24 protein-coding genes are annotated in these 23,090 nt (G+C 64.1%); 8 read left to right on the forward strand and 16 right to left on the reverse strand.

Annotation, left to right across the window (positions count from 1 at the left end; genetic code table 11):
- Positions 1–242 precede the first annotated feature (242 nt).
- On the reverse strand, positions 243–1,889 hold the full coding sequence (gene oleC / locus XalbCFBP2523_RS13290) for an olefin beta-lactone synthetase (protein WP_045766489.1): 1,647 nt from the start codon (positions 1,887–1,889) through the stop codon (positions 243–245).
- Between the two features lie 109 nt (positions 1,890–1,998).
- Between oleC and XalbCFBP2523_RS13295 the strand changes: the two genes are divergently transcribed.
- Positions 1,999–2,373 carry a YkgJ family cysteine cluster protein gene (locus XalbCFBP2523_RS13295; RefSeq protein ID WP_045766490.1) on the forward strand — a complete coding sequence of 125 codons (375 nt, stop codon included), beginning with the start codon at positions 1,999–2,001 and terminating at the stop codon, positions 2,371–2,373.
- Positions 2,374–2,486: 113 nt separating this feature from the next.
- Here the strand turns inward: XalbCFBP2523_RS13295 and XalbCFBP2523_RS13300 are convergent, their stop codons facing one another.
- The 4 genes from XalbCFBP2523_RS13300 to XalbCFBP2523_RS13315 form a co-directional block, all read right to left on the reverse strand.
- Complete coding sequence (locus XalbCFBP2523_RS13300) at positions 2,487–2,966, reverse strand: hypothetical protein (RefSeq protein ID WP_045764808.1); 480 nt, start codon at positions 2,964–2,966, stop codon at positions 2,487–2,489.
- Positions 2,967–3,246: 280 nt separating this feature from the next.
- Complete coding sequence (locus XalbCFBP2523_RS13305) at positions 3,247–4,152, reverse strand: alpha/beta fold hydrolase (protein ID WP_045766491.1); 906 nt, start codon at positions 4,150–4,152, stop codon at positions 3,247–3,249.
- Between the two features lie 583 nt (positions 4,153–4,735).
- Positions 4,736–5,752, reverse strand: a complete 1,017-nt coding sequence (locus tag XalbCFBP2523_RS13310; protein WP_012917543.1) for a 3-oxoacyl-ACP synthase III — start codon at positions 5,750–5,752, stop codon at positions 4,736–4,738.
- A gap of 101 nt (positions 5,753–5,853) precedes the next feature.
- Positions 5,854–6,171: a DUF4156 domain-containing protein gene (locus XalbCFBP2523_RS13315; RefSeq protein ID WP_012917544.1), complete on the reverse strand. Its 318-nt coding sequence runs from the start codon at positions 6,169–6,171 to the stop codon at positions 5,854–5,856.
- Between the two features lie 367 nt (positions 6,172–6,538).
- Here XalbCFBP2523_RS13315 and XalbCFBP2523_RS13320 point away from each other — a divergent pair, with 367 nt between their 5' ends.
- The 3 genes from XalbCFBP2523_RS13320 (at position 6,539) to XalbCFBP2523_RS13330 (ending at position 8,338) form a co-directional block, all read left to right on the forward strand.
- A complete protein-coding gene (locus XalbCFBP2523_RS13320; RefSeq protein ID WP_230597231.1) occupies positions 6,539–7,030 on the forward strand; it encodes a hypothetical protein in 492 nt (163 codons plus the stop codon).
- A gap of 37 nt (positions 7,031–7,067) precedes the next feature.
- Positions 7,068–7,547: a tRNA (uridine(34)/cytosine(34)/5-carboxymethylaminomethyluridine(34)-2'-O)-methyltransferase TrmL gene (trmL, locus tag XalbCFBP2523_RS13325; protein WP_012917546.1), complete on the forward strand. Its 480-nt coding sequence runs from the start codon at positions 7,068–7,070 to the stop codon at positions 7,545–7,547.
- 203 nt (positions 7,548–7,750) lie between these two features.
- Positions 7,751–8,338, forward strand: coding sequence for an OmpO family porin (locus XalbCFBP2523_RS13330; RefSeq protein ID WP_045766493.1), 588 nt, complete (start codon positions 7,751–7,753; stop codon positions 8,336–8,338).
- Positions 8,339–8,513: 175 nt separating this feature from the next.
- Here XalbCFBP2523_RS13330 and XalbCFBP2523_RS13335 read toward each other — a convergent pair whose 3' ends face one another.
- From XalbCFBP2523_RS13335 to XalbCFBP2523_RS13355, 5 genes are all read right to left on the reverse strand, one after another.
- Positions 8,514–9,536, reverse strand: coding sequence for an NAD(P)H-dependent glycerol-3-phosphate dehydrogenase (locus tag XalbCFBP2523_RS13335; protein WP_012917548.1), 1,023 nt, complete (start codon positions 9,534–9,536; stop codon positions 8,514–8,516).
- A gap of 18 nt (positions 9,537–9,554) precedes the next feature.
- Positions 9,555–10,073 carry a protein-export chaperone SecB gene (secB, locus tag XalbCFBP2523_RS13340; RefSeq protein ID WP_012917549.1) on the reverse strand — a complete coding sequence of 173 codons (519 nt, stop codon included), beginning with the start codon at positions 10,071–10,073 and terminating at the stop codon, positions 9,555–9,557.
- Between the two features lie 89 nt (positions 10,074–10,162).
- On the reverse strand, positions 10,163–10,597 hold the full coding sequence (locus XalbCFBP2523_RS13345; protein ID WP_045764809.1) for a rhodanese-like domain-containing protein: 435 nt from the start codon (positions 10,595–10,597) through the stop codon (positions 10,163–10,165).
- A gap of 53 nt (positions 10,598–10,650) precedes the next feature.
- On the reverse strand, positions 10,651–11,070 hold the full coding sequence (locus tag XalbCFBP2523_RS13350; RefSeq protein ID WP_045764810.1) for a hypothetical protein: 420 nt from the start codon (positions 11,068–11,070) through the stop codon (positions 10,651–10,653).
- Between the two features lie 45 nt (positions 11,071–11,115).
- Positions 11,116–11,586: a YiiD C-terminal domain-containing protein gene (locus tag XalbCFBP2523_RS13355; RefSeq protein ID WP_045764989.1), complete on the reverse strand. Its 471-nt coding sequence runs from the start codon at positions 11,584–11,586 to the stop codon at positions 11,116–11,118.
- 33 nt (positions 11,587–11,619) lie between these two features.
- Between XalbCFBP2523_RS13355 and XalbCFBP2523_RS13360 the strand changes: the two genes are divergently transcribed.
- The 3 genes from XalbCFBP2523_RS13360 (at position 11,620) to XalbCFBP2523_RS13370 (ending at position 14,762) form a co-directional block, all read left to right on the forward strand.
- Entirely contained in the window at positions 11,620–12,405 is a 786-nt protein-coding gene (locus XalbCFBP2523_RS13360; RefSeq protein WP_045757068.1) for a uroporphyrinogen-III synthase, read from the forward strand.
- 114 nt (positions 12,406–12,519) lie between these two features.
- On the forward strand, positions 12,520–13,500 hold the full coding sequence (locus XalbCFBP2523_RS13365; protein ID WP_045761369.1) for a uroporphyrinogen-III C-methyltransferase: 981 nt from the start codon (positions 12,520–12,522) through the stop codon (positions 13,498–13,500).
- Positions 13,497–14,762 carry a heme biosynthesis protein HemY gene (locus XalbCFBP2523_RS13370; protein ID WP_045766494.1) on the forward strand — a complete coding sequence of 422 codons (1,266 nt, stop codon included), beginning with the start codon at positions 13,497–13,499 and terminating at the stop codon, positions 14,760–14,762. The genes XalbCFBP2523_RS13365 and XalbCFBP2523_RS13370 overlap by 4 nt, the downstream gene beginning before the upstream one ends.
- Positions 14,763–14,898: 136 nt before the next feature.
- On the opposite strand, the gene XalbCFBP2523_RS13375 is transcribed toward XalbCFBP2523_RS13370, so the two are convergent.
- Complete coding sequence (locus XalbCFBP2523_RS13375) at positions 14,899–16,179, reverse strand: acetyl-CoA C-acetyltransferase (RefSeq protein WP_045757069.1); 1,281 nt, start codon at positions 16,177–16,179, stop codon at positions 14,899–14,901.
- A gap of 104 nt (positions 16,180–16,283) precedes the next feature.
- On the opposite strand from XalbCFBP2523_RS13375, the gene XalbCFBP2523_RS13380 reads away from it, so the two are divergent.
- Positions 16,284–17,168 (forward strand): hypothetical protein, encoded by an 885-nt coding sequence (locus tag XalbCFBP2523_RS13380; RefSeq protein WP_045757070.1) that lies wholly within the window; start codon positions 16,284–16,286, stop codon positions 17,166–17,168.
- A gap of 340 nt (positions 17,169–17,508) precedes the next feature.
- Here XalbCFBP2523_RS13380 and XalbCFBP2523_RS13385 read toward each other — a convergent pair whose 3' ends face one another.
- The 5 genes from XalbCFBP2523_RS13385 to XalbCFBP2523_RS13405 all read right to left on the reverse strand — a co-directional run bounded on the left by XalbCFBP2523_RS13385 (position 17,509) and on the right by XalbCFBP2523_RS13405 (position 22,927).
- Positions 17,509–18,096, reverse strand: a complete 588-nt coding sequence (locus XalbCFBP2523_RS13385) for a superoxide dismutase family protein (RefSeq protein ID WP_045757434.1) — start codon at positions 18,094–18,096, stop codon at positions 17,509–17,511.
- Between the two features lie 252 nt (positions 18,097–18,348).
- Positions 18,349–19,773, reverse strand: coding sequence for a nitrogen regulation protein NR(I) (gene ntrC / locus XalbCFBP2523_RS13390; RefSeq protein ID WP_012917559.1), 1,425 nt, complete (start codon positions 19,771–19,773; stop codon positions 18,349–18,351).
- Between the two features lie 10 nt (positions 19,774–19,783).
- Positions 19,784–20,821 (reverse strand): two-component system sensor histidine kinase NtrB, encoded by a 1,038-nt coding sequence (locus XalbCFBP2523_RS13395; protein ID WP_045757071.1) that lies wholly within the window; start codon positions 20,819–20,821, stop codon positions 19,784–19,786.
- Between the two features lie 305 nt (positions 20,822–21,126).
- Positions 21,127–22,566 carry an ammonium transporter gene (gene amt / locus XalbCFBP2523_RS13400; protein ID WP_045766495.1) on the reverse strand — a complete coding sequence of 480 codons (1,440 nt, stop codon included), beginning with the start codon at positions 22,564–22,566 and terminating at the stop codon, positions 21,127–21,129.
- 22 nt (positions 22,567–22,588) lie between these two features.
- On the reverse strand, positions 22,589–22,927 hold the full coding sequence (locus XalbCFBP2523_RS13405) for a P-II family nitrogen regulator (protein ID WP_012917562.1): 339 nt from the start codon (positions 22,925–22,927) through the stop codon (positions 22,589–22,591).
- Positions 22,928–23,090 lie beyond the last annotated feature (163 nt).

Consider the following 23,090-nt stretch of genomic DNA (forward strand, 5'->3'; position numbering starts at 1 on the left):
CATCGAACCAAGGGGCACACGATAGCCGGGGCCACCAGCGAAGGCGATCCACAGCGGCGCATCACGCAACCGCGTCATGCGACCCCGGTGATCCTGCGCACCGTCGGAAATCTTCACCGTGGTATCGAGCACTTCAACGCCGGTGCGGCTGTACGCCGCGTTCGGCCCGCTACCGCTGCATGGCGCTACACCCCTCGTCCGGCAAGTCGCGCATGCTCAGCGCCGTGGCTCAGCGCCGTGGCTCAGCGCACACGGCCCTTGGCCCACACGGCCAGCTTTTCGCGACCGATCTTGGCGTTGTGGCGGATGTCCACCGGAAACCCCGGGTGATGCAGGAAATCGACGATACCGGCGGTATGCGGATGCGCCAACGCCAGCGCACGCAGTTCGCTCTGTGGTCGCGTCGGCATCGCCACACCCGGCTGCACCTCGTAGCACAGCACCGGGCGCTGCGCGCCGGGCTTGCCGATCCCGACCAGGGCGCTGCGCCGCAGCCACGGCAAGGCATTGAAGATCGGCTCGACTTGCTCGGTGTGCAACGGCCCCTGCGCGGTTTCCACACGCTGGGTTTTCCGCCCGCAGAACCATAACCGACCCTGCGCATCGAAATAACCGACATCGCCCATGCGGTGCACGATGCGCTCGCTGCCGTCGCCTAGGCGCTCGCGGATCTTGGCCAGACGCGTGGCCGCATCGCGGTTGAAATAGGTATCGGTGGCGGTGGGCCCGGCCACGGTGATCTCGCCGACACCGCCCACCGGCAGTTCGCGCACGCCGCTCCATTGGGGAATCGCCGCATCGTCGATGGCGATGATGCGCACCTCGTTGGGCGCCACCACTGTGCCGACGCAAGTCCCGGCGCCACTTTCGGTGGCCGCGCGGGTGTCCTGCAGTTCGCGTCCTTCGATCACCGCCACCGGCAGGCACTCGGTGGCGCCGTAGGGGGTCCACAGTTGTGCGTCTTCTGGCAACAAACGGCGTATTTTGGCCACCACCTCCGGCGGCACCGGGGCGCCCGCCGAGGTCGCACGGCGCACGTTCGGCAGCGGTTTGCCGTAGTCGGCCAAGACTCGCATCAGTGCCGGCGATCCGAACAATTGGGTCACACCGAAGCGCGCGATCGCAGCGTGCAGCCTGCGCGGATCGACGTTGGCCGGACGGGTCGGATCCATATCCGGAATCACCGAGGTCAGGCCCAGCGCCGGGTCGAACAATGCGAACGGCGGGAACGTGGGCAAGTCGACGCCGCCAGGCAGCATGCCGAAAGCGTTGCGCATCAGCTCGATCTGACCGACGAAATGGCGGTGCCGATAGACCACGCCCTTGGGTACGCCAGTGGAGCCGCTGGTGAACAGGATCGCGGCCACCGCGTCGGCGTCGGTGGCCGCCAGCTGGCCGACCGCGCCTCGACCGGCACGCTCGATCCGCGCCAGCGTGGTGCCACCCCAGGCCCAGCGCCGGCCCACGGTGACGATGTGCGTGGCCGACCGTGCCCAGCCCAGCAGGCGCCGCGCCAACTGCGCGAGTGGGATGCCGATGAATGCCTGTGGCTGCGCCTCGTCCAGGCATTGCGTGAGCGCGCGCTTGTCGATGCCCGGATCGACCAGCACCGGCACCGCGCCAGCCTTGAACAAGGCAAACATCAACAGGAAGAACTCCGGCGATGGCCGCACCATCACCACCGTGCGGGTTCCGTGACCGATCCCGTAGTCGGCCAGACCCGCAGCGATTGCATCGCTGCGCGCGTCCAATTGCGCATAACTCAGGGTCACGTCATAGGCGGCCAGGCCATCGGCACCGCGCCGACCAGGGCAGCGGATCGCGATCTGGTCGGGACGCTCGCGCGCCAACGGCGACAGCGTCGCCGCGATGTTCCAGTTGGTGCTCATCCGTGGATTATCGCCGATGCCGCACTCGCGAACGGCACCACAGGCCGCATCGGTTCGGTCACAATGCCGCGCTCCTCAACGCGCTTGCCGCGCAAAACCCGGCGGTGTCATGGCTCATCCTTGCCTCACTTGCGGCGCTTGCTGCGCCTACTTTCGCGTCAGTTTCCACTGGAGCGAAGCCGATCCCGCACTCGGCGGCAGGGTGCCGTTCGACCTCACCGAACCGCTACGCACGCACGAGCGGGTGATGCGCGGGACCTCGCAAGCGCAACCGCGCTGCGTCGCGCTGGATGCCGACATCGGCCGCTACAGCCGTTGCACGATCCACACCCACCGCCCTTCCGTGTGTGCGGCGGTTCCCGCCTCGCTGGAGTTCGGCGAACGCAGTGCGCAATGCGACAAGGCGCGATTGGCGCACGGGCTCTCACTCTTGAACGAAGCAGACTGGGACGGCGTGGTCGAGCGCAATTTTCCGGATGCCTGAAACGGCGCGAGGCAGGTCGCGACCGCCTGCGCCGGACAGGCTTTATTGCGCCTTGCCGCCCACATCGAGTCCGGCGCTGCCGCGGCGGACCCACGCACAGGCGTGGACACGGTTCACTTGTGTGTCCACCCGGTTGGCACCGGATTGGTCACCGTGTTCTTTTCCTGGGTGTAAGTGCCGTTCTGCTGCGCAATGGCTTCGCCGGTATCGACAATGGCGTTTTGGATGAACACGTTTTGCTTCTCGCCACGCACGAACGTCAATTGATGGAAGGCGGTCTTGTTACCCCAATCTTCGGAAGGCAAGGAAATGAACCTGACGGTATAGGTCTGGTCATCGAAACTGCCTTGCAGCACGTACACCCCGTAATGGTTTTCGCCCTGGGAAATGAGCTTGTAGACGCCGTTGCTGTAGTAATAGAGTTCGGCATCGGGGAACGGTTTCTTATCGTACATTTTCCGATAATGCAGCACCTGCTTGATGGTGGGCTGGCCGAAACCGACCACCAGCGTCTTGCCATCGCGGGAAGTCGTCAGGTCTTCCGCATGCACACCCGTACTACTCATCGACATCATTAACATCGATATTGCCATTGCTTTCACTGGATTTGTCTCCTGTCGGTTTCAATCAATCGCCCGATGTGGCGAACCGCATACAGCACATGTCCACTGTATATTGGCGGTCTTATCATGGAGCAGCAATCGGTTGCATTTTCGACAGCCAAGCACAATTGCCGATGCAGCCGATGGCGACGCATACGGCGTGACCGCCCTCCATTGTCCAGAATCCGCATGGACAGCAACGCCACGTCATCGCACCGCATTGCCAGCGACGCTTACGTCCAACCCGCCTCCATTTCACCCAAGCGCGCGCTCACGCCAACGGATGCGCGTCCAGAAACCTGCGGATCGCCGGCACTAACACCTCGTGTTTGTCTTCCAGCACATAATGGTTGGCATCCTCGAACGCCATGACCTCGGCCTGTGGCAACGCGCGGCGAAATCCCTCGAGGAAATGGTGATCGAAGCAGATGTCGCGCAAACCCCAGCCGATGAATGCGGGGCGATCGGCGAACCCAGGCAGCGCCTGCGCCGCACGCTCGAGCAACGACCACGCCGGATCCGCTGGCGATAGTGGAATGTCCTGCATGAAGCGAATGGTGGAAATACGGTTGGCCCAAGTGTCGTACGGCGCCACGTAAGCGCGGCGCACGTCGGCGGGCATGCGTCGCGACACGCCCAACCACGATGCGCCGGCGGAGAAGGCGTTGAAGGTACGGATGAACCACTCGCCCAAACGCCAGTGCCTGCCCATGGCAATCTGCCACGGCATCGGCTTGGCTGCCGGCAGTGGAAACGCCGCCGTGTTGGTGATCAGCAGACGTCGGACCTGTGCAAAGTGCGATAGCGCCCAGCCGAAGCCGATCATGCCACCCCAATCGTGCACGGCCAGCGTCACCGGGCCATCGATGCGCAGATGCCGCAACAGCGCATCGAGATCGTCCACACGCGATTGCAGCGTGTAGTCATAGCCTGGCTGCGCGCCTGGCGCATCGTCCGGTTTGTCCGACAGGCCCATGCCGATGTGGTCGGGCACGATGCAGCGGTATCGGTCAGACAGTCCAGTCACCAGCGTGCGCCACAGATAGCTCCATGACGGATTGCCATGCAGCATCAGCACCACCTCGCCCTCGCGCGGACCTTCGTCGAGGTAGGACATCTGCAAGCCCGGACGAACCTGGAAGCGCTGCGCAGTGAAGGAATAGCCGGGGTAGTTCATGCGGATGGCAACTTCTCGTGGACGGAGACGGTAGTGGGAGACAGACATCGCGTTCCAGCATCTGCATGCGCAGCGCACGCACCTGGACGAAAGTGCGTCAGCCACGCTCAGTGGTGTCGGCACCACGTCCAAGCCATTCGAACAGCGGCCGGTTCACATAATAGTTGCTGCGCCCGACCCTGAGCTTCTGCACGACCACACTTTGTGCCAGCGGATCGAGCAGTCTGGATGATTGAACGGATCGTGGATCAAGTCCTGCCCATGAAACCAATCACGCTCTGACACAGGCGTTACTTGGATACCGCAACAATGATTCGTTGCCCATTCGTCTTGCTCACGCATCACCTGAAGCAACCGACAATATCGATGCCGCCGCTAAGACCGTTTCCATCTTAGGCGAAGGATGCTCTCTTGGATCTCGAGACGCGCTGGACAGAGCCGCTGTAACGCGGGGATGGGCATCGTGGCCGCCACATGCGAGGAAAAACGGATTTTATATGCTCACCAAAGCAAACCTGTCTAATTTTTCCAAGATCTATACATGTTCGCTTTGCCACGATGCTGCAAGCACGCTCCTCCCCGCCTACCACACCACCTCGGCCATTGAGCAGTTCAGGCCCGAGCCGATGCCCATCAACGCGATACGGTCACCCTTCTTCAGCCGGCCCAGTTCTTTCAGTTTGCTCAACACGATCGGCACGCTGGCGGGACCGATGTTGCCGTGTTCGCCAAAGATGGTCATGACCTTCTTGGGATCGATGCCGAAATTCTTGATGAAGGCTTGCGTGTGCGGCAGGCTGACCTGATGGATGACGAACTGATCCAATTCATCCACCGCCCAGCCCAGTGCCTGCTTGGCGGCGGCAAAGGTCTTATGCGCCAGCTTGATGCCTTCGATCAACAGCATTCGGGTGTCGGTGACCATGCGGTCCAGGTTGCCACGGCACAACTTGTTCCACTCGGTGGCCGAGCGGGTCACACAGCCGCGGTAACGCGGCGCGTCCGGTACCAATTCGGCACGCGCCATCACCATCGCCGCGGCGCCACAGCCCAGCGTCAGCGCTGCCAGCTCGTCGCGGAATTCGTTCGCGGTCACCTCCGGCGAGGTCATCCGTTCCAGGGTCTTCTCGTAGAGCAGGTTGGCGGTTTCGCCGTCGACGACCAGGGCGTAATCGATTTCGCGGCGCTCAATCATCCGCGCCGCGATGTCCATGCCGTTGATGAAGGCCAGGCAGGCATTGGCGACGTCGAAGGTCATGCACTGCTCGCCGACACCCAGGTTGCCCGACACGATGCTGGCCGTGGAAGGCTCCAGGTAGTCTCGACTGACCGAGGTATTGACCAGCAAACCGATCTGGTTGGCCTCGATACCCGCATCCTGCATCGCCTTGCGCGCGGCCAGGGTGGCTACGTCGGAAGCTTGCATGCCCTGATCCCACATGCGCCGCGCATGGATACCGGCGATATCGCCCAGTGCATCGGCACGGATACCAAGCCGCTGGTATGTCGGCTGCAGACGCTCGTTGATCTGCTTAGAAGTCAGCGTATGCGGCGCATCGATGTGCGCCAGCCCCGCAATGGAGACGTTGTTAAAGAGCATCGAGGTGTACGCCAGGCTAAGGCGAGGGGCGCCAATTCTAGCGGCTGCCCGGTTTTAGCGCATCTTTAACAGATCCAGGGAAAGCGTATGGCCTGAGCGATTCAGGATCCGCTGCATTGGTAGGCCGCAAACCGCTGCTCGCCATTGCTCGGCTCGCCCATGGCTTGCACGGTGTTGGCGCCCACCCCCGGCGCCTCGTTGCGGGCCAGAGTCTCCAGCTCTTCCCGCACCCGCAGCGGATTGCGCTGGTAGAAGCCGACGCTGCTCTTTACCGACACAACCACCTCGCCCCGCTTCTCGCAACCAGTCACGGCCTGCCCAGGCAGCAGCACTCGCACACCCTTGCCTTCCGGCGCCATCGGCACCCAGGTGCAGGCCGCGAGACTGACAAGTACGAAGGACACGATCAATAAGCGCATGGGCAGGCCGCTGGTAGGTGGACTCGGATTGTGGCGCACATCGCTGAATCGGCGATGACGTTTACTGGCTCGATACCGCAGTCCGGTGCCGCAGGTGTCGGCCACCTCGATCGGCGCCGGCAAGCTCAGGGTCCGATGGCGCGGCGGAAGCCTGCCATCTCTTTGCGCGATCAACGCCGTCTTGGCGTGGGCGGACAGCCCCATCTGCTCGTACACCCGAATGCAGCGCTGGAATGCGGCGGATGCATGCGGGAAGACCTGCACCGGCTCGCGGACACCATCACACGAATTAATTTCCTTATAAAACAATAGTTTGTAGTTTCAGCAAGATCTCCTTGATAGGGCAAACGCCACCGAACGGCTAAAAATGAATTTTAGCTTAATTGAAATGCGCGATCGTCAAGAGGACTTGATCTTTCTGACTTGGTGTTTTACTTTACTACAACACCACTATTTAAATACACCAATGAGGCCGCCGATGAAAACCGTCTCCTTCCTGCTGACCACAGCCATTGCAGCGCTGTGTGCCATACCAGCACTCGCCGCTCCTCGCGTCGTCACCCTAGGCGTTGTCCAGGTGCATCCTTCCGCCGAGCAGCTCGCCCAGCGTCACACCACAATGCCGGGCCGCATCGTCACTCTCACCACAGTGCAAGTACGCCCGTCGGCCGACCTAATCGCGCTGCGCGATGCGGAGCAAGCCGCCAGCTCACACCTGCCGCCCCTGGCGACGGTGCATGTATACCCAGATGCCAACCTGCAGCCGGTCTTCGCACTCGGCAATGAGATGGGCAGCGTGCTGAAGCAGTTGTGGCCGGATATGCGGCAGTGGGGTCAAGCACTGGCGCGCAGTGAGTGACCCGCGCGACACCTATCCCGACGCGTAGACTGAGCCCATGACCGCCACACCGACGCTACACGTTCTGCTGTTCCAACCCGAGATCCCACCGAATACGGGCAACGTCATCCGCCTGTGCGCCAATACCGGCGCGCAGTTGCACCTGATCGAGCCGTTGGGCTTCGACCTTAGCGACAGGCAACTCAAGCGTGCCGGTCTGGACTATCACGAATACGCCCAGTTGCAGGTCCATGCTTCGCTTGACGCAGCGCTGCAAACGCTCGCCCCGCAGCGCCTGTTCGCCCTGAGTACCCGCGGATGTGCTCGCTACGACGCTGCCGCGTTCGCCGATGGCGATGCGTTTCTGTTTGGCCCGGAAACCCGAGGCCTGCCCCCCGAGGTGCTGGAGGCGATCCCGCCAGCACAGCGGCTGCGCCTGCCGATGCGCCCAGACAACCGCAGCCTCAACCTGTCCAACGCCGTGGCGGTGGTGGTGTTCGAGGCATGGCGACAGCTGGGATTCGCTGGCGCTGAATGAATAACTTCACAAAGTGAAAATCCAGTTAATATGCCAAGTCAAGCAATTACACCCCAAAATTTTCTGAACATAGCGAGAAATTCATGCGCAAGTCAGTTTTAAATTCAGGGCAAGTTCGGATCCGTAACGGATAATTTACATATCGGCAGCGAACGGCATTGCGCCTCAGCGCCGACACACCCATAACGAAGGTACCCGATTATATGAAGACCTCTCTGCTTGCTCTGGGCCTCCTGGCCACCCTGCCGTTCGCCGCTTCGGCCGCCGAAGGCATTTCCTACAACTACGTTGAAGGCGGTTATGTCCAGAGCGACGGCCGCAGCGACCAAACCGTCGACGCCAAGGGCTGGGCGCTGAAGGGTTCCTATGCGTTCCACCCGAACTTCAGCGTTTTCGGCGACTTCAGCCGCCAGAAGACCGATTACGATAGCGACAATTTCCGCTTCAACCAGTTCCGCGTCGGTGCTGGCTACAACTACGAGATCGCCAACAGCACCGACCTGGTGACCCGCGTGGCCTACAACCGTCTCGACCAGCAACACGGCACCAAGTTCAACGGCTGGAGCGCCGAAGCCGGCCTCCGCACCGCCTTCAACCCGTACTTGGAAGTGTATGCGCTGGGCGGCTACGAGGATTACTTCAAGAAGGACGGCATCGATCCGAAGGGCAAGTTCTACGGCGTTATCGGCGGCGAAGCCAAGCTCAACCAGAACTGGGGCCTCAGCGCCGACATGAAGATGGACCGCCATGGCAGCAAGGAATGGTTCGTCGGCCCGCGCTTCAGCTGGTAAGCGCTTGTCCTAGCGCCGCGCGCGACGTCTTCTCTCCCGCCGCGCGCGGCTCTGAAAGCCCGGTCTCACGACCGGGCTTTTTTTGTCCGCGACCAATCGATCGCCGGCGACGGTACCGTTTACGGAAACGCCCGGCGTGCCAGCAGACACGCGCTCGGTTCGAGCCTAGCTCGAATCAGCTGAACAGGGTCGTCGGGTATTCGGGCTTCTGCTCACGCGCCAACAACTGCTGCAAGCCGGCCGCCGGGGTCAGTTCGCCGTGCAACACGGCACGCACGGCATTGGAGATCGGCAACTCGATCCCATGACGCTCAGCCTGGCGCATCACCTCGTCGGCCGTCTGCACCGACTCGACAACCTGGCCGATCGCACGCACCGCCTCCTGCAACGGTTGACCACGCCCCAAAGCCAGGCCCAGGCGGCGGTTACGCGACAGGTCGCCGGTACAGGTCAGCACTAGGTCGCCGAGTCCAGCCAGACCCATCAGTGTCTCCGGTTTGGCGCCGATCGCCGCAGCCAGCCGCAGCATCTCGTTGAGGCCGCGGGTGATCATCCCGGCGCGCGCGTTCAAGCCCAACTCCATGCCATCGGCCACACCGGTGGCGACCGCCAGCACGTTCTTCATCGCCCCGCCAAGCTCGGCACCGATCATGTCGTCGCCGGTATAGGCGCGGAAGGTCGGTCCATGCATCGCACCAGCGACCTGCTGCGCAAACGCGGCATCGCCATGCACGGTCACCGCGGTCGGCAGGTCCAGTGCCACTTCCTTCGCAAAGGAAGGACCGGTGACCACCGCCAGCGGCACGTGCCGACCCAGGATCTCCTGTGCCACCTCATGCAGGAAACGCCCGGAACCGGGCTCGAAGCCCTTGGTCGCCCAGGCCACGCCTGCCTGCGCCGGCCGCAGTGGGGCGAGCTGACGCAAGGTCTGGGTGAACGCATGCGATGGCACCACCACCAGGATCCAGTCGGCGCCGTGGACAGCCGCCGCCAGATCGGTGGTGGCGTGCAGTGTCGCCGGCAACGCAATGGATGGCAGGTAACGCGGATTCTCGTGGCGCTGCACGATGGCCTCGGCGACGCTGAGGTCTCGCCCCCACAACACGGTCGGAAAACCATGCCGTGCGGTGAGCGCGGCCAAGGCCGTGCCCCAGGAGCCAGCACCGAGAACGGCGATCTTCTTGGTGTTATCGCGCATGCGCAATGGCGGACGCGCTCAGGCGTTACCGACCGGCTCCGAATCGGCCAGTGTCTGGCCCTCGCCCTGCTGCGCACGCTGGCGCAGGGTCTCGGCGTACAGCGCTTCGAAATTGATCGGCTGCAGGAAGAACGGCGGAAAACCGCCGGCCTGGATCAGGTCGCTGACCAGCGAACGCACGTAAGGGAACAAGATGCTCGGACACTGCGTACCGAGCAGCACGTCCACGGCCTGCGGCTCCAGGCCGACCAAGCCGAACACACCGGCCTGTTGCACTTCGGCCACGTAAGCGGTCTTGCCGCCGGCGGTGCAGGTCAGCGTCACGCCCAGCACCACTTCGAACGCCTGCTCGTTCAGGCGTTGCACGCGTTGATTAAGGTTGAGCTGCAATTCCGGCTGAGCACTGTCGTTGAACACCGCCGGCGCATTGCCGGACTCGAACGAAACGTCTTTGACGTAGATCTTCTCGATGGTGAAAGCGGGGCCAACCGCAGCTTCGGTCGGCGCAGCCGCGCCGTTGTTGGTAACGTCGGACATTATCTTGACTCCGGTAGATTCAGTAACAGAACAAAATAGGATTATCACATGCCGGCCATGCCACTCGACGGCCGGTCCGATGACCTGCCTCAGCGGCCCTTGACCAGTGGCAACTCGGCCTGCTGCCAAGCGGCGATGCCGCCATCGAGCACGTAAACCTGTTCGAAGCCGGCCTTCTTCAATTGTTTGGCGGCGCCGTCGGCGGTGGCGCCAGTGCGGCAGACCAGTACTACCGGCTGCGACTTGGCGTTGGTCACGAGCTTGTGTTGCGGACCGAACTGACTAGGTAAAGCGCTGCGACTCCCGGCGATATGGCCTTTTTCGAAATCGGCCGAGGCCGACAGGTCCACCAGCACCGCATTGCCGGCATTGATCAGCCGGGTCAGTTCGGCCGGGCGCAGGCTTTTGTAGCCGCGAAACAGGCGCGCCACTTCGGTGACGACCAAAGCGATGGTCAGGCCCACCAGGGCCATGGCCAGCATCGGATTGCGACCGGCAAAGGCCAACAGTTCTTCGGAGTTCACAGGTATCGGGGACTGGAAACGGGCGCAGATTGTCGCACAGCTGGATGCCAGCGCTACTGGCCATTCCAAAGGTCCGGCAAGCCATCCTGCAGCCACCAAGTCTTGGCCTCGGCATCCCAGCGCCAACGTTCGCGATAGCGGACGCTACGCTCGACCTGGGTGTTGCGGTTGATCACGCCCAGTTCGATCTCGCGCTGCACCTGACCATCACCCGCTGTGGTGGCTCCGACCCGATAGGAGGAAATCTGGATCTGACGGTAGCGCTCCAGTTGCAAGTCGGTCAGCGGGTGCGCTTGCCGGTAGCTCGGGTCCACCGCTTGCCAAGCCGATTCGAACTCGCTCCAACGGATCGCGGCGGCGTAGGCAGTCTGCAGATCGTCCAGTTTGCGCTGTTGCGCACGGCTACCGGCCACGACCGTGCCGACGCAACTCAGCAGCACCACCAGCACAAGCGCGCGGAACATCGAGTGCATTGCAGATTCCCCTGGGCGGCGCGCGGCGCGTGTGATGCGTGCATTCTAACCTTTGGCAATGGCAACGAAGCGCCCGCTCAGCGTCGCCGCCGCCGCCGCGCCCGGCGCACCGACCTGCGCCTGGATACCGATCCGGGCACGACCACGCTGGCGGAAGGTTTGCACGAACACGTCCCAGTCGGCGTCCACCTCCGCCGCGGCCTGGGCATGCAGATCGGCGTACAGCGGTGCCAGATAGCGCACCTGAGTCTCGGCGACGTAAACATCGCCGTGCAATCCAGCTAAGTGCAATTCGCAATTGACCAAAGCCCAGCCAGCCAGAGTCATCACCGAACCCAGACTACCGCCGAACGCATTGCCTTTGTCATTGATGTTCGCCGCCAGCGGCGCGGTCACATGCAGGCGTCGTTCGGCGCAGCCCTGTAGCGCGACTTGCAACGCCGCCGCCGGCGGCATCGCCTCGAACTGCCGTTGCAACTGCTGCAAGAACGCATCGAAAGAGAGATCCGTTGCCATGGTGCGATTGTGCCGCCGGTGAAGGCTCGCATAATGCATGGCATGAGCGCACATGCAAGCACCGCAGCAGTAGCCTGGACTCTGATTTCACTGCGCCCGCTCGGCGAGCATGGACCACTGCGACGGGCAGCCGCACGCCATGGCGCGCGGCTGCTGGCCGTGTCGCCCTGGCGTCTGCAAGGCCGCACCGATAGCGCCACCCGCACCGCACTGGCGCAGGCGTTGGCCGCACCGCGGGTGATCTTCAGTAGCCCCGCCGCGGTACGCGCGGCGGCGGCGCTGCAGCCGTTGGTGTCCAGGGCCGACCAGTGCTGGCTGGCGGTCGGTACCGGCACCGCACGCGCACTAAACCGCCACGGCATCGCCGAGGTGACTGTCCCGACACGGATGGATAGCGACGGACTGTTGGCCCTGCCGCAACTGGCGGCTGTCGCAGCGCCGGTAGGATGGGTCACCGCACCCGGTGGCCGCGGCATGATCGCCGCGCAACTGCAGGCGCGCGGCACTCCACTGCTGCGCGCCGACGTGTATGAACGCGTACCGCTGCCACTCAGGCCGCAACGGATCGCGCAACTGCGCACCGTCGCGCCCGGCGTACTGGCATTGAGCAGTGGCGAGGCACTGCAATTGATCGTGGCGCAACTGCCCGACGACCTGCTTGCGGCCTGGCGCGCACAACCGCTGGTCGCGGCCAGCCCGCGTTTGGCAGCACTGGCCACCGAGCTGGGCTTTACCGACATCGCTCACGCGGCCGGGCCGATGCCGCAGCAATTGGCAGCGGCCGCTGCGGCCGCGATGACACGTTTACGACCTGGCTGAACGCGGGCTAGCGGCTGGCTTGCGGCCACGGTGCCGCACACGCCATGCTCCAGCAGTAAGGTACCGACTTTCGCCTTGCTCGCGACGGGGCGAAAGCCATGAAGGATGCTGCCAATGACCGACGAAACTCTAACCACACCACGCCGTTCCACGCACTGGATCTGGCTGCTGCTAGTGGCCGCCACACTGGCGGCGCTCGGGTTTGCCGGTTGGCGTGGTTGGAGCTGGTGGCAGGCACACAGCGCACGCGAGCGGATGCAGCAGTCGGAAGTCCAGCAGCAATTGCAGGCCTTGCAACAGAACCTTGAGGTTCTACGCAGCGATCAGCACGCCACCGTGCAACGGCTGCAAGACGCAGCGAGCACCAATCGCGTGTTGCGCGACGAAATGCTCGGATTGAGCCAGCGCAGCGCGCTGCTCGAGGCCAACGTGGCCAAACTGGCCGATTCCAGTCGCCACGGTGCTCAGGCACTGCGCCTGGACGAAGTCGAACTGCTCCTCAACCAGGGGCAGCAACGCCTACTGCTTGCTGGCGACGTGCAAGGCGCGCGACGCGCCTACGCGCTGGCCAGTGGCGTGCTCGATGGCATCGACGATCCACAATTCCTCAACCTGCGCCAAACCCTGCTGCAGGAACGTACCGCGTTGGATGCGCTCGGCGAAGGACCACAGGCGCGTTTGTCGGCGCAACTGGACGCCTTCGCCGCCAGTATCGATGCACTGCCCACGCGGCTGCCGGAGAGCGCACAGCAACCGTTGTGGCAGCGCTTGCTGGCACCGCTGGTGAAGGTCCGTCCAGCACAGGGCGGAGTGCTGGCCGCTCGCTCGGAGCGAGTGGCCGCCCGCGACGCCCTGCAGTTGGACCTGACCCTGGCGCGTGCGGCGCTGGAGCGTGGCGACGCGCGCGGCTACCGCAGCGCTCTGGCGCGTGCCGGCAGGTGGCTGCAACGGCTCTGGCCAGAATCGCCGCAACTGCGGGCATGTCGCGACACCCTGCGCACGCTGGGCAATGCCGACCTGCGCCCGACGATTCCCGAGCTGGGAACCACCCTGCAACAACTACGCACCCTGCGCGACGCAAGGAGCCCCTCATGAAATCTTTCCGTTCCCTGATTGTGCTGCTGATCGTGATCGCACTCGGCGTGATCGGCGCGCAATGGCTGGCGCAGGAGCAACTGCGCGAATTCGGCGAAGTGATCGTGCGCGTCGGCGACACCGACTACATCGCTTCGCTGCCGCAAGCCGGGTTGCTGCTGGTGATCGCGTTCCTGCTGTTGTGGCTGATCGGAAACGTGTTGAGTTTTCCGTTCCGCGCCTGGGGCCGACATCGCCGCAAACAATCGCGGGCACGCCTGATCGAGGGCCTGGTTGCCGTGCACAACGGCCAGTGGACGCGTGCGGAAAGACAACTGGACGCCGCAGCGCAAGATCCAGACGTGAGCGTGATTGCCCTGATCGCCGCGGTACGTGTGGCCGACGCACGTGGCGATGCAGAAGCACTCGAGCGCCATCTGCGCCGTCTGGCCGAACGCGATGCCTGTGCCCACGCGCTGCTACAGGCCGAACGGCATCTGGACCGAGAACGCCCCGTCGATGCGATCAATACGCTCGACGTGGCTGCGGCGCAGCCGCTACCGCCACGCGGACTGTTGCTGCGTACCGAAGCACTGATCCAAATCGGTCGCGCCGACGAGGCCTATGGCCAACTTGGTGCAATCCGCCGGCAACAGGCATTGCAATTGGACGCCATCGCCGCGCTGGAAACCCGCCTGGCCACCGCATCGCTGGAACAGGCCAGCGATGCCAACGCACTCGCCGAACGTTGGGAAAGCCTGCCCAAATCCCTGCGCAGCGAGCCAGATGTGGTTGGAACCTATGCATTGCGTGCCGCTGCCCTGGGCTGGGACGATGCGACACTACGCAGTCTGGAACAAGCACTGGACACGCGTTGGGACGAGAACCTGGCGGCGCTGTACGGACGGCTGCCGATGGAGCGATACGATACCCGCCGCGCCAGCGCACAGCGCTGGCTACAGGACCATCCTGAGAGCGCGGCGCTGTTGCTGACTCTGGCCCGCCTGGCCCGCCACCAGCAGCAGTGGCCTCAGGCGGAAGACTTCCTGCATCGAGCGCTGACGCTCGGCGCCGGTGCCGAGGCCTGGGAGGTGTTCGGCGATGGATATGCCGACGCCGGCGACACGCTCGCCGCGCAGCGCTGCTATGCCAATGCACTGCGCGTGCAGCGCGGCGAGCAGGCGTTGCCATTGCCCACGCAGGAGTTCTCGTCGTCGCCCAATCCGCAGGCAGAAGTGATGGCACAACGCACCGACCACGGTTTTACGCAAAGCCAAGACTGATCTGCGACGGCATGTGTCATGCCATCGCCGTCACCGTGCACAACACACTGCAATGCAGCGGGAGCGCCGCAGCGCGCAGGTGAATACCGCCTGACCATCGCGCCGCACGATCTCGCCAAGGTGGACACACGACGCTTCAGCGCTCGACGATCGCCACCACACCCATCCCGCCAGCGGTGCAGATCGAGATCAACGCACGGCCACCGCCGCGCTCGACCAGTTGCTTGGCGACGGTCGCGACAATGCGCGCACCTGTCGCCGCGAACGGGTGACCAGTGGCCAGCGAGGACCCCAGCGGGTTGATCTTGGCCGGATCGATCTGCCCCAGCGGCGCATCCAAACCCAGACGAGTGCGGCAGTAGTCCTCGCTCTCCCATGCACGCAGCGTGCACAGCACCTGCGCGGCGAAGGCTTCGTGGATTTCGTAGATGTCGAAATCCTGCAGGTTCAGGCCTTGACGCTTGAGCATCTCCGGCACGGCCACGGTCGGCGCCATCAACAGACCCTCCCCATGCACGAAATCCACCGCCGACACCTGCACGTCGCGCAGATAGGCCATTGGCGCATGATCATGCGCCCGCGCCCATTCCTCGGAGGCAAGCAACACCGCTGCGGCACCATCGGTCAGCGGGGTGGAATTGGCGGCGGTCAGGGTGCCGCGGCCACTGACCTTATCGAATGCCGGCTTCAGCGTCGCCAGTTTTTCCAGCGACGTATCCGCGCGCAGGATGTTGTCGCGCTCCACGCCGCGGAACGGCACGATCAAGTCGGCGAAGAAGCCGCGCGCGTAGGCTGCCGCCAGTTTCTTGTGCGAAGACACCGCCCAAGCATCTTGCGAATCACGCGCGATGCTCCACTGCTTTGCCATGTCCTCGCAATGCTCCCCCATGCTTTTACCGGTACGCGGCTCGACCACACCGGGGAATTCGGGCTTGAGTTCTGCGAACTTGAAACTACGGGTGAGCACGCGCAACTTGTCGCCAGCCGTCTTGGCGCGGTGAGCGGCCAGCAGACGCGCGCGCAACTTTTTGCCGTAGACGATCGGAACTTCGGATGTGGTGTCCGAACCGCCGCCGATCCCTGATTCGATCTGCCCCAACGCAATCTTGTTGGCCACAGCGATAATGCTGTCCAAGCTGGTCCCGCACGCGCGCTGCAGCGTGATGCCAGGAGTCAGCGGCGACAGCCCCGACGACAGCGCCGCCTCACGCCCAAGATTCCAATCGCTGGCATGCTTGATCACCGCCCCCATCGCCACTTCGCCCAACTGCTGGCCGTGGAGGCCGTAGCGCTCCACCAGCGCACCCAGCGTGCGTACCGACATGCCGAGGTTCCCGACATCCGCATACACCGTGTTCTGACGACAAAACGGAATGCGGACGCCGCCGAGAATAGCAACGGGGCGGGCTGCTGGCATGAGATCACCTCGCGCGAGGAAAGTCAGGAACATTGCCTCCACGTTAGCGCAGGCATAATGAAGCGAGTGTAGCTATGCGTCCGCGACGGGCCAACCGCCAATCCATGAGCCAAATCCTCGCCAGCAACGATGCCCGCGGCGTGATCGCCCTTGAACTGTCTTCCGGGCGCGAACCGGCGCATGCGGCATTGCCGCATGCACTGACCGCCGAGTTGGCGGAGAAGATCGGCCGCGATCTCGCACAGTTGGTACCGGCGGTACGCGAACTGGACCTGACCTTGGCCGGTGCGCACTTCGATCCTGCCGAAGTGTTACGCCCGGGCTGGCCGATACACCGGCGTCTGGACGAACTGCGCGCACGCGCGCCAGGGCGTGACGAGGGTCCACGTCTGCTCGCATTCGGCGCCGATGCCGACGGCAGCGTGCCGTTACCGTTCCAGGCCGATGCCACGCTCTGCGGGGCTGCATTGCGGGTGGTGCCGTTCCTGCTCAGCGGACCGACAGCAGTCGTACGGCAGGTGGCGGAGACGTTGGAAGACGTGTTGCTGGCGCAAGGCATGGCGCAAGCGGACACTGCGCTGCTGACGCAACAGGGCTTCGGCGCGCAGATCGAGCATGCCCGCTACCTGACCGTCAACGATCTGGCGGCAATGATGTCGATGCAGTACGAGCATCAGGGGCTTGCCGCGCTGTGGCCACTGATCGAGACCGCGCTGCTAGCGCCGGAACAAGAAGAGTGGCTGGCAACTCCGCCCGAACCACTGCTGCGCTATCGTGACGGCGAAGTCCGCATGGCCCTGTTCGATCCAGCCGGCTGGTGCGCGCACTATGCCTACGACCGCCAAGATTGCCAGCGCCTGCAGCGCGTCTACGAGCAGTACCTAGCACGTCAGCGGCAACTGGCAGCAGTGCTGGAAGCACACGGCATGCCGGTACTGTACGTACACTGCGAGAGCGGCCACGACGCCAAACAGGCAATGGAGTCCTGACCGGACGGCGGCACCACCGCTCCACAGACGACGCATCCCAGTGTGCAACGGCTACCCGTTGTCGCGGGAAAAACACCATCCACCGCACCCTTCCCCGTCAGCACCTGACGTGCGGTGGATCCTCCGCGCAACAAGATACGCACCAGTCTGGACATCCATGTTTCCAGTCCATGCAGACCGCATCGGCGCATGCGTCATACGCAGTGCGCCGAGCAACTGCGGTTGTCCCCCATCGGAGCGAGGGAGCAGAACAGGAGGAGGAGACGTACAGCCGTTCCCCTTCATCGCCTAGTTGTAGAATCAAGGCCTGCCAAGGCGGGAGCACGCTACGCTGTGCCGATCAACGCAGCACACGGATCACCCCGCAAGACACGCGGACATCGGGGTTGCCAGCCGGCTGGCCACGGTTGACGTCAGGATCCGCATGCACGATCAGCGCACGCCCCGCGATGTCGTTGGCCGCACCACCACCGAGCACCATACCGCGCAGCAGCACGTCGATCTGAGCAATACCATCGGCGTTGGCGGTGAAGTGGTCGATCTCGCCGGCATGGTGCTGACTCGTGCTGAACCTGGACCGTCCTTGCACAGCGCCGAGCAGATTGAAATCGCCACCAGCGCTGCTTGCGTCAACCGCACTGCAGTCGCCACGCTCATGCAGATGAAAAGCAAAGGTATGGTTTGGCTGCAAGCCGCCGAGCGTACCAGTGATGCGCACACCACCAGGGGCGGCGACCAGCGACAGCTTGCCACTCACCAAACTGCCGGAGGCAGGCGCCAACACCGCCTGCGCCTGTTGTGCGGTAACGACGCTGGACAGCGTCGGGGCCTTGGACGGCGGATGGGATGGCGCTGAGTGCGGCGCACTACTGCACGCGGCCAACATCAACAATCCGCTTCCAACGAGACCATGCAATCCATAACGCATCGGCATCGACTCCTGTATGCAATAGAGAAAAAGACCACCGTTCAGGCCCCATGAAAGCCGGGCAGCGTATCAGTCTAACCGGCCGTCGAGGTCGCGTCGCCTCACTAGGCGGTGCGCGATGACGCACCGCCGATGCGACACTGCCATGCGGTCGAGCGCATCTATCTGCTCTTTTGCCAAAGCAGGTCCGCTTCGACGTCATGGCCACCAGTGCGCATCGAACATCCGTTGCGAGCAACCAAGCAACCCGTTTCAGCGCCGACGCCGGCCAGGCCCGAGCTTGCGGGTCACGGTGTTGCGGCCCACGCCCAGGCGCGCGGCGGCTTCGGCGCGACGGCCATGCGTGAAGCGCAGAGCGACTTCCAGCAGCGCCTTGTCGAAGCGCTCGCGGGCTTCGGCATGCAGGCCTTCGGCGCCATCGGACAGGCGCTGCTGCGCCCAGGCCGACAGTTGTGTCTCCCACTCGCCGCCGTCGCCGCTACGCTCGCGACGGCCGCCGCGCAGCAACGCGCTATCGACATCGTGCGCATCGATCACCTCGGCCGGGGCCAGCGCAGCCAGACGCCAGCAGACGTTCTCCAGTTCGCGCACGTTGCCCGGCCAGGCATAGCCGCGTAGCACGGCCAATGCGGCCGGCGACAGTCGCTTGGGTGGCGTGTCGAGCTTGCGCGCGGCCATCGCCAGAAAATTCTCAGCCAGTTGTGGCACATCGGTACGCCGCTCGCGCAACGGCGGCAGTTGCAAACGCACGACATCCAGACGGTGCAACAAATCGGCGCGGAAGCGGCCCTGTTCGACCAACGCTTCCAGATCCTGATGGGTCGCGGCAATCACCCGCACGTCCACGCGGATCAGCTCGCGGCCACCAACGCGGAAGAATTCGTTCTCGGCCAGCACGCGCAGCAGGCGAGTCTGCAACGGCAGCGGCATGTCGCCGATTTCGTCGAGAAACAGGGTGCCGCCATCGGCCTGTTCGAAACGGCCGATGTGACGCCGCTGCGCACCGGTGAAGGCGCCGGCCTCGTGGCCGAACAGTTCGTTCTCCAGCAGTTCGGCCGGAATCGCCGCGGTGTTGAGCGCGACAAACGGCTTGCGCGCACGCGGCGATTCGTTGTGCAGCGCGTGCGCGACCAGCTCCTTGCCAGTACCGGTCTCGCCGTTGATCAATACCGATAACGGCGCCTGCGCCAGGCGACCGATGGCCCGGAACAGCGCGCGCATCGCCGGAGTGTCGCCGATGAGTTCGGCACTGCCATGGGCGGAGACCGGCGGGGTGGCCACAACGCCGGGGCTGGACTCGGGTAAGGCGCGCGCGGCCAGTGCCACGGCATCGTCCAGGTCGAACGGTTTGGATAGAAATTCGTGGGCGCCGCCACGGAACGCGCCAGCGGTGCTAGCCACATCGGTATAGGCGGACATCACGATCACCGGCAACTGCGGGTGCGCGGCTTTGAGTTTGTCCAGCAGCACCAGGCCATCGTCACCGGGCATGCGGACATCGGTGAATAGCAGATCCGGTGGCGAGCGTTCCACCAATGCCTGCAAGGCAGCGATGGCGTTGTCGAAACTGTCCACGCTATAGCCTGCATCACGCAACGCGGTGGACAACACGAAGCGTACGGAGCGGTCATCGTCGACCACCCAGATGCGTTGCGTTCCGTGTAGGGAATCGGTCATCGCACTGCTCCTAATCGGTGTCCGCTGCGGTTTGCGGCAGCAGCAAGGTGAACACGGTGTGCCTGGGGCGGGAACGGAAACTCAACAAGCCGGCATGCTCACGCGCTACCTGTTGCGCCAGTGCCAAGCCCAAGCCGCTGCCCTCCGCACGTCCGCTGACCAGCGGCAGGAACAGATGTTCGGCCAGTTCCTCGGGCACGCCGCGACCGTCGTCGACGATGTCAAGGCGCAGGCCGCGCGAATGCACGCGGTCGCGGATGCGCTGGCCGTGTTCGACACGGGTGCGCAAGATGACCTGTGCGGCACCGGCCTGGATCGCGTTGCGCACCAGATTCCACACCGCCTGGGTGAGACGGTCGGCATCGCCGAGGAACTCGGGAATGCTTGGATCGTAATCGCGCTGCAGGCGCACCGACCAACCGCCCTCGGACTCGGCCAGGCGCAATACACGTTCGAGTACCAAGTGGATGTTGAGCATGGCATGCGGCCGCGCTGGCGCCGGCGACAACAACTGGTCGAGCAGACTGTTGAGGCGCTCGATCTCCGCACCGATCAACTCGATCAGTTCGTGCTCGTCTTCGTCGCGATGCTGCGCACGGCGCGCCAGCAACTGCGCTGCGCCCTTGAGCCCGGCCAGTGGGTTGCGCAGTTCGTGGGCCAACCCTTTCAGCGCCGCGCTCAACGCACTGGGCAAGACTTGCGCCGGGTCCAGGGTGGGAAACTCATCCACTGGATGCGCCTCCAGTAGCCAACCGCCGTCGTCCAGCCGCGACAGCCAACCCTCGGCGAAGCGCGGCGCCTCACCAGGGATGGCCAAGGCCATGCGATGCAGACGCAGCACGTCACGCTCGTCGTTGAGCAGGAACCGTGCCAGCGCGTCGCCCTGCAGTTCCAGCGAAGCCAGCGGCTGGTCGAGCAGGCGACGCACGCTGACCCCGAGCCAGCGCACGAACGCCGGGTTGGCGCCGCGCAGGCGGCCGTCGGCATCGGCCCAGACCACCGGGGTGATAAGGGCGGAAAGCAGGGGCGGCGAAGCACTCATTGTCATTGCACCAATATAGTGCAAAAACAAGCGATCAGCCTGACGCTCCCCGGATGAGCGGCCGCATAGCGATCCGATTGCACCGTTACCGCGCCCGTGCGCCAAACTGCGTCAGCGACAGGACCACGGAAAAAACGGAATCGGGCGAAGCGAGCATCCACGGGAAATACCTCGATCACTGGGAACACGGGCATCACTTACGCCCCATAGAGCGTTTGTCGTGAAGGCCTCGGGTCGTGCGGACCGGCGAAAGCGCCGGCCGCACCCATACAGTTCCAAGTCCCGCGACGACGGTCGCGGGCCGGTGGTGCTCAGGACTCGTAGGCGGATTCACCGTGCGAGGTAATGTCCAAACCCTGGCGCTCGGCGTCTTCCGACACGCGCAGGCCAACCACCGCCTTGGCGACAAGGAAGCCGACCACGGACACAATGCCGATCCACAGCACGGTCAGGCCGACGCCGGTGGCCTGCACCAGCAGTTGGTGGCCCATGGTCACCCCCGTGGCGTAACCGGTACCGCCCAGCGCCTTGTCGGTGAACACACCAGTCAAAAGCGCACCGACGATGCCACCGACGCCATGCACGCCGAACACGTCCAGCGTGTCATCGGCGTTGAGCAGCTTCTTCAGCCCGGTGACGCCCCACACGCAGATGATGCCAGCGGCCGCACCGATGACGATCGCGCCGAACGGTCCGACCGTACCGGCCGCCGGGGTGATGCCGACCAGGCCGGCGACCATGCCCGAGGCCACGCCCAGCGCCGAGGACTTGCCCTTGACCACCTTCTCCGTCAACGACCAAGCCAGCACCGCGGCAGCGGTGGCCAGCAGCGTGTTGAGGAAGGCCAGCGCGGCGATGGCATTGGCTTCCAATGCCGAACCGGCATTGAAGCCGAACCAGCCCACCCACAACAACGCCGCGCCGACGAAAGTCAGGGTGACGTTGTGCGGCTTCATCGCGGCATGACCGAAACCCAGGCGCTTGCCGACGAAGTAAGAGCCGACCAAGCCGGCCACGCCCGCATTGATGTGGACCACGGTGCCGCCGGCGAAGTCCAACGCGCCCTTGCCGAACAGGAAGCCTGGCGTCGACCACACGATATGCGCCAGGGGTAGATAGCCGGCAGTGAACCAGATGACGATGAACAGCAACACCGCGGCGAACTTCACCCGCTCGGCGAAAGCGCCGACGATCAGCGCGCCGGTGATGCCAGCGAAGGTCAACTGGAACGCGACGAACACATACTCGGGCAGCTTGAAGCCCTTGGAGAACGTATCGGCCAGCGTGGTGCTATCGACTCCGCTCAGCAAGGCCTTGTGCAGCGTACCAATGAACGCGCCACCATCGGCGAAGGCCAGGCTATAGCCGTACACCACCCACAGCACCGCGATCAGGGAAAACACCACACCGACCTGGATCAGCACCGACAACACGTTCTTGGCGCGCACCATGCCGCCGTAGAACAGAGCCAGGCCCGGCACCACCATCAGCAGCACCAGCAGGGTGGAGGTCAACATCCAGGCGACGTCGCCCTTGTCCACCACCGGCGCGGCGGCGGCGGGTGCGGCAGCCGTGGCTGGCGCAGGCGGCGGCGTCAGTTGTTCGGTCTCCACGTTCGGCGTGGAGACCGGCGTGATCTGCGCCTGAGCCAACACGCTGCCCGGCACACTCGCCGCCATCGCGCCAACTAGGATCAGCATGCACACCGCATAGAAACGGGTCTTCCACCCGGAGAACAAGCCTGTCTTCATAATGAAGGGTTCCACAGTAGTGTTAGAGCGCATCGGCGCCGATCTCGCCGGTACGGATACGGACGACCTGTTCGATCGCGGTAACGAAGATCTTGCCGTCGCCGATCTTGCCGGTCCCGGCCGCGGCTTGGATCGCCTCGACCACGGCCTCCAGGTGTTCGTCGGTCACCACCGTCTCGATCTTGATCTTGGGCAGGAAGTCGACGACGTATTCGGCACCGCGATACAACTCGGTGTGACCCTTCTGCCGACCGAAGCCCTTGACCTCGGTGACGGTGATGCCGGACACACCCGCCTGCGACAAGGCCTCGCGGACCTCGTCGAGCTTGAATGGCCGGATGATGGCGGTGATCAGTTTCATGCGCATATCCCGTTGATGGAAGGAAACAACCGCCGAACCCTGTCCGGCGCGTGGCACGTCGTGCGCGCCGCAAACGGCGCGGGTACTGCTGCGCGCAGCATTCCGTGGATCAAGCCGCAACGCGCCGCACCTGAAGTGCGACGGCAGCGCGGCAACGTGGGAG

The organism is Xanthomonas albilineans (genome assembly GCF_002939705.1).
Taxonomy (GTDB): domain Bacteria; phylum Pseudomonadota; class Gammaproteobacteria; order Xanthomonadales; family Xanthomonadaceae; genus Xanthomonas_A; species Xanthomonas_A albilineans.